The 13,366-nt window shown below is 37.1% G+C and carries 12 protein-coding genes and 1 pseudogene; 11 read left to right on the top strand and 2 right to left on the bottom strand.

Annotation, left to right across the window (positions count from 1 at the left end):
- Positions 1–162: 162 nt before the first annotated feature.
- From CBG10_RS06825 to pyrR, 3 genes are all read left to right on the top strand, one after another.
- On the top strand, positions 163–1,461 hold the full coding sequence (locus CBG10_RS06825) for an adenylosuccinate synthase (RefSeq protein ID WP_094512112.1): 1,299 nt from the start codon (positions 163–165) through the stop codon (positions 1,459–1,461).
- A 110-nt stretch (positions 1,462–1,571) separates the two neighbouring features.
- Positions 1,572–2,357 carry an immunoglobulin-like domain-containing protein gene (locus CBG10_RS06820; RefSeq protein WP_094502670.1) on the top strand — a complete coding sequence of 262 codons (786 nt, stop codon included), beginning with the start codon at positions 1,572–1,574 and terminating at the stop codon, positions 2,355–2,357.
- Between the two features lie 172 nt (positions 2,358–2,529).
- The gene (gene pyrR, locus CBG10_RS06815) at positions 2,530–3,066 is read left to right on the top strand and encodes a bifunctional pyr operon transcriptional regulator/uracil phosphoribosyltransferase PyrR (RefSeq protein ID WP_003670286.1); all 537 of its coding nucleotides are present in this window, start codon (positions 2,530–2,532) and stop codon (positions 3,064–3,066) included.
- Between the two features lie 93 nt (positions 3,067–3,159).
- On the opposite strand, the gene CBG10_RS06810 is transcribed toward pyrR, so the two are convergent.
- On the bottom strand, positions 3,160–3,546 hold the full coding sequence (locus tag CBG10_RS06810) for a hypothetical protein (protein ID WP_094502671.1): 387 nt from the start codon (positions 3,544–3,546) through the stop codon (positions 3,160–3,162).
- A 138-nt stretch (positions 3,547–3,684) separates the two neighbouring features.
- On the opposite strand from CBG10_RS06810, the gene CBG10_RS06805 reads away from it, so the two are divergent.
- The 6 genes and pseudogenes from CBG10_RS06805 (at position 3,685) to CBG10_RS06780 (ending at position 9,557) form a co-directional block, all read left to right on the top strand.
- The gene (locus CBG10_RS06805; RefSeq protein ID WP_179225385.1) at positions 3,685–4,416 is read left to right on the top strand and encodes a gamma-glutamyl-gamma-aminobutyrate hydrolase family protein; all 732 of its coding nucleotides are present in this window, start codon (positions 3,685–3,687) and stop codon (positions 4,414–4,416) included.
- Positions 4,417–4,421: 5 nt separating this feature from the next.
- Positions 4,422–5,816: an APC family permease gene (locus CBG10_RS06800; protein ID WP_094508142.1), complete on the top strand. Its 1,395-nt coding sequence runs from the start codon at positions 4,422–4,424 to the stop codon at positions 5,814–5,816.
- 469 nt (positions 5,817–6,285) lie between these two features.
- Entirely contained in the window at positions 6,286–6,927 is a 642-nt protein-coding gene (locus CBG10_RS06795) for a TetR/AcrR family transcriptional regulator (RefSeq protein ID WP_094512111.1), read from the top strand.
- Between the two features lie 71 nt (positions 6,928–6,998).
- Positions 6,999–7,085, top strand: a pseudogene (locus tag CBG10_RS11510) (helix-turn-helix domain-containing protein); the annotation flags it as partial.
- A 97-nt stretch (positions 7,086–7,182) separates the two neighbouring features.
- On the top strand, positions 7,183–8,064 hold the full coding sequence (locus CBG10_RS06785; RefSeq protein WP_094502673.1) for an ATP-binding cassette domain-containing protein: 882 nt from the start codon (positions 7,183–7,185) through the stop codon (positions 8,062–8,064).
- A complete protein-coding gene (locus CBG10_RS06780) occupies positions 8,061–9,557 on the top strand; it encodes a hypothetical protein (protein WP_094512110.1) in 1,497 nt (498 codons plus the stop codon). Before CBG10_RS06785 ends, CBG10_RS06780 begins: the two co-directional genes overlap by 4 nt.
- Positions 9,558–9,713: 156 nt before the next feature.
- Here CBG10_RS06780 and CBG10_RS06775 read toward each other — a convergent pair whose 3' ends face one another.
- Positions 9,714–10,118 (bottom strand): hypothetical protein, encoded by a 405-nt coding sequence (locus CBG10_RS06775; protein ID WP_094512108.1) that lies wholly within the window; start codon positions 10,116–10,118, stop codon positions 9,714–9,716.
- A gap of 138 nt (positions 10,119–10,256) precedes the next feature.
- Between CBG10_RS06775 and asp1 the strand changes: the two genes are divergently transcribed.
- Complete coding sequence (asp1, locus tag CBG10_RS06770; RefSeq protein WP_094512107.1) at positions 10,257–11,798, top strand: accessory Sec system glycosyltransferase Asp1; 1,542 nt, start codon at positions 10,257–10,259, stop codon at positions 11,796–11,798.
- A 1-nt stretch (position 11,799) separates the two neighbouring features.
- Complete coding sequence (locus CBG10_RS06765) at positions 11,800–13,302, top strand: glycosyltransferase (protein ID WP_094512106.1); 1,503 nt, start codon at positions 11,800–11,802, stop codon at positions 13,300–13,302.
- The last annotated feature ends 64 nt before the right edge of the window (positions 13,303–13,366 follow it).

Here is a 13,366-nt window from a genome sequence, read left to right as displayed (position 1 = left end):
TATTATGCGCTAAAATAGATGAAGCGTCAATGAAAATAGCGTACATTTGCTGAATGATACCAAAAAATAGTTCGATAAACTGTTGACGACAAGAAATTAATCCGGTAAAATGGCGAAGTAAAAACGTTAATTTTAGAAAATATAACTATGAGGTGAAAATAAATGTCATCAGTTGTTATTGTTGGTAGTCAATGGGGCGATGAAGGAAAGGGTAAGATGACCGATTACCTAAGCCAAGAAGCGGACGTTGTTGTTCGTTCACAAGGTGGTAATAATGCCGGTCATACAATTGCGTTTGATGGTAAAAAGTTTGCCCTCCGTTTAGTACCATCAGGGATTTTTGCTAAAGATAAGTTAGCAGTGATTGGTAATGGGGTAGTTATTAATCCACCAGCATTATTAAAAGAATTGCATTATCTTCAAGACAACGGGATCGACATATCTGGTTTACGAATTTCAAGTCGTTCACACATTACCTTCCCATACCATATTCTTCTTGATAAATGTCAAGAAGAGGCAAAAGGTGATCACAAGGTGGGAACAACCAAGAATGGGATCGGCCCTACTTACATGGATAAGGTTTCCCGAGTTGGTATTCGGATGTGTGACTTGCTTGAAAAAGATACTTTTAAGGAAAAACTTGAACGTAACCTCGCTGAAAAGAACGAATTATTCACTAAGTTATACCACGTTGACCCAATTAGCTTTGACGATATTTTTGAAAGTTACTACGAATATGGTCAAGAATTAAAGCAATACGTTACTGATACAGCTCAAATTGTCAATGATGCCCTTGATCAAGATAAGAAGGTCCTCTTTGAAGGGGCACAGGGGGTTATGCTTGATGTTGACCAAGGAACCTATCCATATGTTACTGCCTCTAACCCAATCGCGGGGGGAGTATGTACTGGTGTTGGCGTTGGCCCTAATAAGATCGAAACAGTTGTTGGAATTTGCAAGGCTTACTCTACGCGGGTTGGTGCTGGTCCATTCCCAACTGAATTAACTGATGAGATTGGTGATCAGATTCGTGAAACAGGTCATGAATATGGAACTGTTACGGGTCGACCACGGCGCGTTGGTTGGTTTGATAGTGTTGCAATGCGTCATGCACGACGGGTTTCCGGAATTAGCTGCCTTAGTCTTAACTTGCTTGATGTTTTGACTGGTTTGAAGACCGTTAAGATTTGCACCTCATACAAGCTTGATGGTAAGCAAATTGATTACTACCCAGCTAGTTTGAAGGAACTTGAACGTTGTGAACCAGTTTATGAAGAACTTCCAGGATGGAACGAAGATATTACTGGTGCAAAGAAGTTTGAAGACTTACCAATTAATGCACAAAACTACTTGAAGCGGGTAAGTGAATTGTCGGAATCACCACTTGCAACTGTTTCTGTTGGTGCTGACCGGATTCAAACGATTATTGTTAAAGACCCTTGGAAATTAGCACATAAATAAAATAGATGAAAGCTTCTAATGTTTGAATAATCTTTAAGCATGGGGAGCTTTTTATTTTCCTTGTCTCCTCTATGGTATAATCGAGGCAAATAAACGTTATAGGAGGCAAGATGATGACACAGCCAACACTAACAGTAGAAAAACATTATTTAAACTGGCCACTTAACCGTCCTTTAAATCAAGTTGACATAATGCATGAGTTGGGTGTGCATGCATCCGATGAAAATGGCCAAGATTTAACGAGTAAGGTGATGATGAACCTAACTCAAGTAGATGTTAACAAAGCAGGAGAATACCCTGTGATGTTAAGTGTAATGGATAATAACGGGCAAAGTACTCAGGTAAGTATCACCCTAAATATTCAACCGATGCGGACACAGAATGCAACTCAGAAAACTGCAACGCCCCAAAAGTCAAGACGGGGATGGTTATGGGTTATTATCGTAATCGTGGTTATCTTATGTGCATGGTGGGCAATTAGTTCTCATAACCGGCAAGCAGCCAACCAAGCGGCCACTGATAGCCAGCAAAGTAGTCAAATAAGCAATAATTCAAGCAGTATCAGCGATTTAACAAAAGATAATCAACGTCTCGCTAACCAAGTGGCAGAACTTAAAGGGGCAACTCAACAATATCAAAAAGACCACGATCAACAGGCATTAGAAAGTCGCCTTGATAAGATTCAAAGCCAAACTCAAGACTTGCAAGATCAAGTGCAAAGCAGCAGCGTAAAACAAGATTTAAATCAAGTTAATGAAACCGTTAATGAAGTACGGGAAAACCCAGATAATGGGACGAAGATTGTCAATAACTTAAAGAATAAGGGTGATTTTCAAGAAATCTGGGGAAACATTAGCCAAGAAGTCCAGAAGTGGCTAGATGAATTTGCCAATTAGTGAGTTTGACAGCGACAAGATAGACCCTTAAAATGGTAATAATAATTAGCGAGCTTTCCCGTTAAATTGTTAGGGATGAGGGAAAGACTCAAGTGAATGCTGGATCCTTCCTTAGATTAGCGGAGGGTCTTATTCTTTTGAAAGATTTTAAATTAATTAAGGAAGTGACATGATGGCTCATGAGATCTTAGACGGCTCAAGTATGCAACGTGCATTGACCCGGATTACTTATGAGATTATCGAACAAAATAAGGGTGTCGATAACTTAGTATTTGTTGGAATTAAGACGCGAGGAGTATATTTAGCAAAGCGCCTCGCCAAGCGACTAAATCAGTTGGAAAATGTAGAAATTCCCGTGGCAGCACTTGACGTTTCTCTTTACCGTGATGACCGTCATGTACCAGACTATACTCAAGAACCAACCGTAAAAACTGATCAATTAGATATTGATATTACTAACAAACATGTTATTTTGGTTGATGATGTGCTCTTCACTGGACGGACAGTTCGGGCGGCCTTAGATGCTTTAATGGATATGGGACGGCCAAACCGAATTTCATTAGCAGTCCTTGTTGATCGGGGACACCGTGAATTACCAATTCGGCCAGATTTTGTCGGGAAAAATATTCCAACTGCAATGAATGAAACTGTCCATGTAGCAGTTGAAGAATATGATGGCCATGAAGATGTAACAATTGAACATAATTAAAAGAAAGGGAGCCACGCAAAGCTCCCGTAAGTAACAACAGGCCTCCATCGTTCGGTTTTACCGAGCGGTGGAGGCCATTAATGTACTGCACTTTTATCTTATCCTCCGCCACCAATCCACCGTTGAATGCTCATTAAATACTCGGGTACCAAACTTTTTCTGAAACCACCGGACTTGTTTGGGAGTAAATCCTCGGAATACTAATGGTAAGTTTTTCCAGTGAGAATAAAGGGCATAGAGAAGAAGGATGTATTGTTCCTTGCTAATATCATCTACCGGAATCTCACTAACCATGGTCATTGAAATCCCTGTCCCCAGTGCAGGAAATGTATCAAGGCTAATCTTGTAGATTGGATGATGACAGATATTGGTAGTGAATACTATTAATGCTTGTTTCTGTCGCGGACGATAAACCTTTTCGATCCGCTTATTGATTTTGTGAACTTGGCGCTTCGTTGGATTAAGAATTATATTTCGCATATAAAAGCCTCTAATCGAACATCTGTTTAGGAAATAGTATATCATATCAGTAAATGGGATCAATTGAAAAACGTTATTTACTTATTTTTTATAAACATTTATCATAAATCTTATAAAAATTAGGGAAGGAGAAAAATGATGACAAAACCGATTATTGGAATATCAGGCTCACGGATTATTGATCAACAAGGGCCACTTCCTGGTTATCGCCGGAGCTATGTAAATGAAGATTATGTTAATGCAGTGATTCAAAATGGTGGAATTCCTTATGTTATTCCATTTAATGAAGATCCAGAAGTGACAATTGCACAAGTTGCAACCGTTGACGGGCTTATCTTGTCTGGTGGCCATGATATCGATCCACGTCTTTATGGTGAGGAATCATTGCCTCAGATTGGCGAGATTTGGCCACAACGGGATGCGTTTGACCTCTTATTGCTTAAAGAAGCGGAAAAACGCCATAGGCCAGTTCTAGGAATTTGCCGAGGAGCACAATTGCTCAATGTCGCTCATGGTGGTTCGCTTTATCAAGACATTAGTTACCGTGACGAACCAACGCTTAAGCATAGTCAGGGACACACTACTAACCTTGAAACCCAGACAATCATCCTTGCTTCTGACAGTTACCTTGCAAGCTTATTTGGTGAAGAGCAGCTGAGCGTTAATTCTTTCCACCACCAATTAATTAAAACAGTGGGGAAAGATCTTCATCCAGTTGCTAAAGCGAAGGATGGAGTAATTGAAGCAATTGAAAATGGGGATGGGTCAGTGCTTGGCGTTCAATGGCATCCAGAAATGCTTCATTCTAGTGATCAGAAAATGAATAAATTATTTAGTGATTTAATAACTAAATCGATGAAAGAAGGTTAACAAGCATGACAAAAACTAAATTAGGTTTTTGGTCAATCGTATTATTAGCGATTAATTCAATCATTGGGTCGGGGATTTTTCTGACACCGGGCTCGGTTGTTTCAATGGTTGGAACTAAGGCGCCACTTACTTACTTTTTTGCGGCAATTTTTGCTTCAATCTTAGCCATTACGTTTGCGGCGGCAGCAAAATATGTAAACAAAAGCGGGGCAGCTTATTCTTATGCAAAGGCTGCATATGGTGAAAACATGGGCTTTTACATGGGAGTGGTGCGATTCTTCTCAGCATCTGTTGCGTGGGGAGTAATGGCCGTTGGGGTTATCCGGACTACCTTTTCAATTTTTGGCTGGAATCAATCGTTTGGCAATATCACCTTAGGATTTGTGGTGTTAATGCTGATTATCATGGTAATTAATATGATGGGAAGACGGATTTTTACAATCATCAATGACCTATCGACAGTCGGGAAATTAGGAGCTTTGGCATTAATTATTATTGCTGGAGTTATTATCCTTCTTAAGACTGGTGAAAATCATTTTAACGAACTTAATCATTTAACTGATAGTACGGGAAAGTCCTTGATTCCTGCGTTTACAACGTCTGGATTCGTTATGGCCGTTATTTCAGCATTCTATGCTTTTACTGGCTTTGAAGCGGTAGCAACTGGTTCTGAAGATATGAAAGATCCAGAAAAAAACCTTCCACGAGCTATTCCTCTTGCTATCCTAGTCATTGCAATTGTCTATATTTGTACGATTGCAGTAGCGATGATGGTTAATCCTGCTGCGATGGTAACGACGAAGCAGGTAGTTGCCCTTGTTGCAATTTTTCATAATAAAGTTTTGCAAGATGTGATTTTAGTTGGTGCCATTATTTCAATGTTTGGAATTAACGTGGCATCATCCTTCCATACTCCCCGAGTTTTGGAAGCGATGGCTAACGAAAATCAAGTCCCCCAATTTATTGCGCGACGGACAAAACGGAACTTTCCGCTAGTATCCTTTATCATTACTTTAGTATTAGCGGTTGGAATCCCAATGGCTTTTCAATATAACTTGCCAACAATCATTGTGATTAGTGCAACGGTGCGGTTCTTTGAATTTATTGTTATTCCGCTTGGAGTGATTCGGTTTTATCGGGGAACAAATCGTGAGAAAATTTTACCAGCTCATAAAAATTTCTTTACTGATGTAATTTTGCCAATTCTTTCCGTTGTAATTACACTATTCTTATTAATGCGGTATGATTGGATTAGTGAGTTTAGTATTAATCGTGCAGGACATCTAATGCCAAACTGGTTTGCAATTTTTGGAATGGTCTTTGGTTTCGTGATTTTACCGTTAATTTTATTTTGGTTAACGCGTCGTGAGCGAGCTGAAAATGACGAACGAGTAAAATAGGAGAATAGAAAAAACGCTCAATGACTGCACAAATCATTGAACGTATTATTTTAGGGAATAATAGTAGCCGATATCGCACATTATCTGCTACTAGTAAATGTTAAGTCCAATTGAGGCGAATAACTAAAAACAATTATTGGCACTACCCTAGAAGAAAGAACAATTTAATCTTGGGAGTTTATTCGATACTTGTCCTTTAGTAAAATGAGAAAAAGTTAAGGACACTCTAGAAGTCATTAAGCAATAAAATTGATCTCTTCACGAATTGCTTTTGATGTTAAAGCTTCAATTCGATGATATTTTACCAAGTAATTTATCAATAGTTAATAGTTTTACGAGATTATGCACTCACTGTGTACAAGTGATACCAAGAATATACTTTGTTCTAATAAGAGTGTTATTTTACTATATTTTTACTAATTGTTTATACTAAGATAATATAGTTTGGAGTTTATATAGGAGAAAAAAGATGGATATTCGTAAAATTAATACGTTAAATAGAATTAAGGAAGGATTTATTACTGTTTTAGATACTAAAAAGTTATCAGAATGTACTACTAATGATATTGTAGATAGCGCTGAAATTAGTAAGAAAACTTTCTATAATTATTACCAAAATAAACAAGATCTTCTTCGTGAAATTGAAAATGATCTCTTGGAAGGTCTGAAAGAAGCTCTCGTAATTGATCGGGAGAAGCTAAAAGATGTCAAGCGTTTACCAGGTGCAGATGAAATTAAGGAATTAGCAGAAGTTGCGTTTAATCATACGTTGGCTTTTTGTAATGAGAATAAGCATGCGTTGTCAAATTTGCTTTCTTCAAATGGCGATATGCAGTTTTATCAAATGATTGTTGACTTAGCAAATACCGAATTTGATGCCCGTGTTCCATATCTATTTGGAGATATAAATATTAAAGAAGCTAATGTAAAGTCACCATTGCCATTTGCATTTATTAAAACCCTCTATATTAATACAATTGTTAGTTTATTAATGCTATGGGGTGCTGCACCAGATTCTTTAAGTATTAACGAAATTAAATCGATCGCTGGTTTGGTTCAGACGAAGTCACCAGTGGAATTGATTCAACTTTATAAATCGTATTTAAATTAGTGAATAATTACTAAAAAGTTATTGACTTATTTTTGACTGACGTGTACCCCCCCCAGAGTTGGAAATCAACTTTGGGGGTATTTTATATGACCAAAATTAGCGTTAAAACTAAACTTAAAGCTGTTGAAGAATATGCCAACGGTAATGTTACTTTAGCACTTAAGCCATAAAAGTAAAATTCCTTTGTTATATTTACAACGAAAAAAAGAATGATATTCTTATATATGTCTATAAATGAAATGAGGGAAAGAGTCTATGGAAATTAAGGTTGAGAATTTAAGTAAAAACTTTAAAAATAAAAAAGCATTAAATAATGTTTCACTAGACTTGCAATCTGGTGGACTAATTGGTTTAATTGGCCCGAATGGAGCAGGAAAGTCAACGCTATTTAATATTTTAACGACTTTACAGAAACCGACTACTGGGAAAATCTTTCTTAATAACAAAGATATTGTAAAGAACCCAAGTTTGATGCAGAAAAATATGGGGTTTATGCCTCAAAAAGTTCCTTTTTTGCCTAATTTAACGTTGAAAGAGTATTTAAACTATATTGCAGGTATAAAAGGTATCCCAGCTCGTAATGCGAAAATGGAAATTGAAAGTTTAATAACGAAATTCAATTTATTAACTGTCCCCAAAAAACAAACACTTTCTCATTTTTCAGGAGGAATGATTCAACGAGTTGGAATGTGTGTGGCACTAATGGGAAATCCTCAAATTATTGTGGTGGATGAACCTACAGCAGGGCTTGATCCGGAAGAGCGAATCAATCTTAGAAATATTTTAAGTGAATTAGCAACCGAAAAATTAGTAATAATGTCTACTCATATTATTTCTGATATAGAAGCAGTTGCTAATAAAATTATTGTTTTGAAAGATGGTAAAGTTAAATATGATGGAAGTGCTATTGATTTGATGTCAAAAGCTTCTAAAAATGTATGGTCAATGACATTTCCGACTCAAACCTCAATAAAAGAAATTGAAAAATTAGGGAAAGTAAGTTCTATAGTACAAACTATGGATGGTATTCAAGCGAGAATTATAGCAAATCAAAAGCCAACGGCTAATTCTATAAATGTAAAACCTCATTTGGAAGATGCTTATCTATTTTTAGAGAGCGAGGGGGATAAGGCATGAAAAGTATAATTTGTGGAGATGTAAAAGATAGATTACGCCAATCAAATTATCTTTGGATGATAATCTTCCTAATTTTTGCAGTATGTTTAGTTGATTTACCGAATGCTAGTTACTATACGTTATTAGTTAGTCCGAATTATTTTGCTCAAATGAATAACGTTACATGGATTATAATGAGCGTTATGACTGTTTTTGGCTTCCTGATGCCACCTATAGAATGGGTTTTTATAAAGAATGCCGAGGAAATAGATAGGTCTAACCGAATATATACTTGGATGTTTTCGACATCATTAAACAAACAAAGTTATGTTGTAGGTAAATTTATATCAAACGTTATAATCTTATTATCATTATGGCTGACAATTGTTTTTGTTACCGCTATTATAGGCATAATCAAATTTCCTGATGAACTATCTCTTTTAATATCTCGATTGCCCAATTTTTTAATCTTTTTACCAGGGATAATAGCAATTGCAGCTTGTGCCTTACTATTTGAAAATTTCAAATCTCTAAGAGGTACTTTTGGGACAGTAATTGGGATAGTAGGTTACTTTGTAATATATGCAACTACAACTTTTAAGAGTACACTCTGGAATTTTTTAAACTTTTCAGATAGTTCGATAATTATTAATTTAATACACAATGATGCTCAAAAAAATAATGTGGTAAATGCTAACATTTCGGTCTTAGGAACAAGTACACATGCTAATTTGGAGAAACATAATTTGGCTTTTTCCCCAATTGCACTGACAACACAAGATACTATAATGTTTCTTTTGCAATTGCTATTAGCGGTAGTAGTGTTAGGTATTGTATACTATACGTTACATGATTTTACAATATATAATTCACAACCTATTATAAAGGGTCATGAAGAAGTTTATAATTCATCAATTAAAGTAAATAAAGCAAAAAAATATAGCAGTTATAAAAAGAAATCCAGTATTTTAGGTATGATTTTAGGTGAATTAAAACGAGAATGGTATGGAACTAGTACTATTCGAAAAGCTATTTTAATAATTATTTGGGTTATTGCGTGGAGTGTTCCTGCAAAATCTACAATGGAAGTTTTAGCATTTCTTTTTCTTTTAGGGCTTAAATACTATGATCATTTAGGAACAACAATTATAAATACAGGGATATTCAATTTTATAGGCTCGATAAATAAAGCGCGTAATAATCAATTTTTTGCTGAAACAATTGCAGCTCTTCTTATTACAATTGTAATTTTAATGCCTGCTATTATTAAGAATCAAATGTTTGGAATATACTTGTCGTTTGCTGTTGCCACTGTATTATTATGTGAGATGTTTGGTCGGTTAACTAGAAGTGTAAGACCTATTCAACTGATTAGTGTATGTTATTGGTTTGTATATTTAAATGGCGGAAATCTTCTATCTAATTCACTCTACTACATTGTAATAGCAATAGTAAGTTTAGTTATTTTGTTTTTAAATGAAGCAACGTTTTTAAAGGATAATAGGAAAATTTAATTGTAATCAGCCGATAACAGATTCTCAAAACACATGATAAAATAAAGACCTCATACTTCAAGAGAACAAATCACTCTTGGCATGAGGCTTTTTATTTACCAACTTTTTTATTAGATTTTACTTCCTTTTACATTGTAAAAAAGAATAAAAGAAATGTTACTTATTCTTCCAATACCGGGCTCTGGTCAGTAACTCCCGTGAACGTTGGTCAGCTGGTCGATATCCCTTATTAAATAGGTGTCGGAAGTACATCATATTATAGAAAAAGCCAAAGAAAACAGAAGGCCATGGGAATTGGAGCAGGCTGTTAAATCCAAAGAAAAGAGCTACCAAAGCATAATCGAGGGTTAATACAATCATTAAAATGAAATTATAGTAATCCGCGCGAAAAAGTGCTGGCAGGGGCCCAAACCAAAGAGTTGTCCAAGAAAAGCCAACTTTGGCGATTCGGATATCCCCCTGGTCATTAACGATTTTAGCGTAGTTTGGTGGGAGGGGGAGATTATTTAAGTTAAACGGATTTTGGTTATCATTATTGTTATTACCAAATGGGTTTTGCATATCTCGTCCACTTCTTTCTATAAATATTAATATTAACACATTGCGCAAGGGATAGGAAACGTCTCTACCAGGCTTTCAAGGAATATTAACAATTATATGGTAAACTCAAAGTGATAACCATGAAAGGGGAAATAGAGAATGCTTTTTTTCCTAAACGATAATATTCAACGAAATAAATCAGGAATTGAGCATGCGCAAATTAAGCGTCTGCATCTGTTTGAAAAATATCATCAACCGGCTAAGATTGTTACCCGGCAATATTCCAATGAATTACACTTGGTAACAGCAGAAGCAGGGATTGATGATCGTAACTTTATTAACTTGTTTGATTATTTTCAGGAGGCTTGTGAGGTTCCGCAAAAGGATATTCGGATTAAAGATATTCCGGTTAACCCCCACTGGGAACGTAAGGTTGATGGGATTAATTATAATTATTATCAAAATGGCAAACGTGTTCTCTATATTCGTCGGCGCAGTGATGCTGATCGGCGGGTAATTAATATTCAATATTTTGATCATTATGGAAAGCTTCTCAAAGTTAGTTGGTTTGACAGCCGCGGTTTTATCTCGGTCGAACAACTTTATGACTGGGATGGAAAAATGGCAACGGAAAACTATTACCGTCCAGATGGAACCCTAGCAATCCAGCTAGCCCACCAGCAGGATAAGCGGGGAAAGGAAATTAAAACTTACCATCTTTTTAATTACCATGGTCGTGACTATCAATTCAGCGGTTTTGACCAGTTAACCCGGTTTTTCCTCGATGAGTTGGTCACTGACAAGCAAATCTGTGGTGAAGGTCCGGTTGGCTTTGTCGTTGATCGGGTGTATGAACTAGGCTGGGCGGTTCTGCACATGAAGCACCGGGTCTTTCGGGTTCTTCAACTGCATAATGACCATGTCAATAATCCTAATGATATGCTTCATTCTACCCTTAATTATAACTATGATTGGGGACTTAAGCACCTCCAAGATTGGGATGGGGTTATTGCCCTAACTCCGCAGCAACAAGAAGATCTTCAAGACCGGTTTGGTAAGTTTGGCGTAAAAATCTATCGGATCCCTGGCCCGATTGTTCCGGCGGCAGTTATTAATAAGCGTCATATTCCATTTAAAAAACGAACGAAGAAACAAGTTGTCATGGTTGCCCGCTTGTCTCCTGAAAAACAGCAAGATCACCTATTAAAAGCATGGCCACAAGTACTAGCGGCTGTTCCAGATGCCAAACTCGATTTTTGGGGTTATGCTAATGATGACTTTGACAAGACGCTTAATAAGATTGTAAAGGATGAACAAATCAGTAACTCAGTAACCTTCCATGGGTATACGGATGATGTCAATTCGGTTTACGAAGATGCGCAATTACTCATTTTGCCAAGTCGGGCTGAAGGGTTACCACTATCTTTAGTGGAGGCTCAGTCCCATGGGTTGCCGATTATTGCTAATGACATAAAATATGGGCCATCAGATGTGGTGATTGATCAACAGGATGGGTTGCTGACTAAGAACGGCGATATTGATGGATTAGCTCAAGCGATCGTTCGCTTATTGCAAGATCAAAAGCAATTAGCACAGATGAGCGAAAATGCGTATGCTGATAGTGAGCGTTATTCTGAACCAAACGTGATGAAGCTATGGAATGAACTAGTTAATGACATGAAGGAAAAGGGGGAAGAGTAAAGTGTTCTTTTTTGTAAATCAATACTTGTTAAGCAGCAATTCCAGTGTTGAACATGCTGAATTAAAACGACTAGCCCTATTTAAAAAGCATGGTGGAAAAGCTAAATTAGTGACCCGTGACTTTGACCTTGTTCTTCATGATACAATCAAAAAATTCGGCTTAACTAACGACCAGATTGTTAATATGTATGATTTTTTTGCAAACACGACTGATTACCAAGGCGAAAAGCTCCACACTGAGGATTTGCCTTTACCAATTGACTATCAAGTAGGAACTGGAAATAACTATCGTGAAGTAAAAGACGGTGACCGCCTCGTTTGCGAAGTTCACTTTGCGGCTGGAACGATTGGGCAAGTTAACCATGTTGATTACTTTGATATTGCTGGTAATATGACTCTTCGCCAACAATATGATATTCGTGGCTTTAAGGCAGCTGACGAATTCTTTGGTGAAGATGGACAGGAATACTACGCGCGTTATTATCGCCCCAATGGAGAAACGTATCTTGAACGGTATTTTGTAAAATCAGTTGAAAATACCCCAATTAATTCGCTGAATGTTTTACGTAATTATCAGGGACAGGATCGCTTCTTTGATTCTTTAGAGGACCTCTTTATCTTCTTTTTAGATGAATTGAATAAGGCGAATGGTGAGGATAATATATTTATTGCTGATCGACCAGCAGTTGCGATCAAACCAGTTCAATCAATGATGACAAAAGCAAAGAAATTCTTGTGGCTGCCGATGAACCAGGTTAATGATGGTCAGGACTTAATAAATGGTCCCTTAAATGCTATGCTACAAGACCCTGTTACTACGGATGCGGCCAATTGGGATGGGGTAATCGTCATGACTGCTAAGCAAGCGGAGATTCTCCAGCAACAAATTCACAATGCTGTGCCAATCTATGTAATTAATGGGGCCCCAGTTCTTGCTAACTATGCACGGATTAATGAAGCTGATCGGACACCGGGTCAATTGATTTACGTTGGAAGATTGGCAGAAGATAAGCAAACTAGTCAACTAATCAATATGTTTGCGCAGATTCACCAACAAGTCCCTGAAAGTAAACTGACTTTCTATGGCTATGGCACTAGCGAAGACATGGATAGCTATAAAAAGCAGGTTAAGGATCTCAACTTAGCGGGCACAATTGAATTTGCCGGATATCAGGTGTCATTAGATGAGGCATATGATCAAGCTCAATTATTTGTTGATGCAAGTCGAATCGATGCACAGCCATTAGCGATGGGCGAGGCCTTGAACCATGGAGTACCAGTTGTTTCCTATGATTACCTTTATGGACCATGTGAAATGGTAACTTCAGGTAAAAATGGCGAGATCATTCCTTTAAATAACCAACCTCAGTTTATTCAAACCGTTGTCAAATTATTACAAGACCGAGATGAATTGCAAAGATTAAGCACTGGTGCCTATGACAACCTAGGTCAATTGGCAGAAGAAAAAACTTGGAAGCAATGGCAACAACTATCAGCTATTTAGTCAAAATTGGTTATAATATATTCAGAAGACGAAAAGCAGAAAATAATCAAATGTTTTTGAAGCC

Source organism: Limosilactobacillus reuteri, from assembly GCF_002254085.1.
Lineage (GTDB): Bacteria > Bacillota > Bacilli > Lactobacillales > Lactobacillaceae > Limosilactobacillus > Limosilactobacillus reuteri_K.
The sequence above is the reverse complement of the archived record's forward strand: the minus strand, read 5'-3'. Positions and strand labels throughout refer to the sequence as shown.

What these genes read in the sequence shown, in the direction of transcription:
- asp1 (WP_094512107.1), top strand. Translation starts at nt 10,257, where the DNA reads ATGCTTTTTTTCCTAAACGATAATATTCAACGAAATAAATCAGGAATT.
- CBG10_RS06825 (WP_094512112.1), top strand. Translation starts at nt 163, where the DNA reads ATGTCATCAGTTGTTATTGTTGGTAGTCAATGGGGCGATGAAGGAAAG.
- CBG10_RS06785 (WP_094502673.1), top strand. Translation starts at nt 7,183, where the DNA reads ATGGAAATTAAGGTTGAGAATTTAAGTAAAAACTTTAAAAATAAAAAA.
- CBG10_RS06810 (WP_094502671.1), bottom strand. Translation starts at nt 3,546, where the DNA reads ATGCGAAATATAATTCTTAATCCAACGAAGCGCCAAGTTCACAAAATC.
- CBG10_RS06780 (WP_094512110.1), top strand. Translation starts at nt 8,061, where the DNA reads ATGAAAAGTATAATTTGTGGAGATGTAAAAGATAGATTACGCCAATCA.
- CBG10_RS06805 (WP_179225385.1), top strand. Translation starts at nt 3,685, where the DNA reads ATGACAAAACCGATTATTGGAATATCAGGCTCACGGATTATTGATCAA.
- CBG10_RS06775 (WP_094512108.1), bottom strand. Translation starts at nt 10,118, where the DNA reads ATGCAAAACCCATTTGGTAATAACAATAATGATAACCAAAATCCGTTT.
- CBG10_RS06795 (WP_094512111.1), top strand. Translation starts at nt 6,286, where the DNA reads ATGGATATTCGTAAAATTAATACGTTAAATAGAATTAAGGAAGGATTT.
- pyrR (WP_003670286.1), top strand. Translation starts at nt 2,530, where the DNA reads ATGGCTCATGAGATCTTAGACGGCTCAAGTATGCAACGTGCATTGACC.
- CBG10_RS06820 (WP_094502670.1), top strand. Translation starts at nt 1,572, where the DNA reads ATGATGACACAGCCAACACTAACAGTAGAAAAACATTATTTAAACTGG.
- CBG10_RS06800 (WP_094508142.1), top strand. Translation starts at nt 4,422, where the DNA reads ATGACAAAAACTAAATTAGGTTTTTGGTCAATCGTATTATTAGCGATT.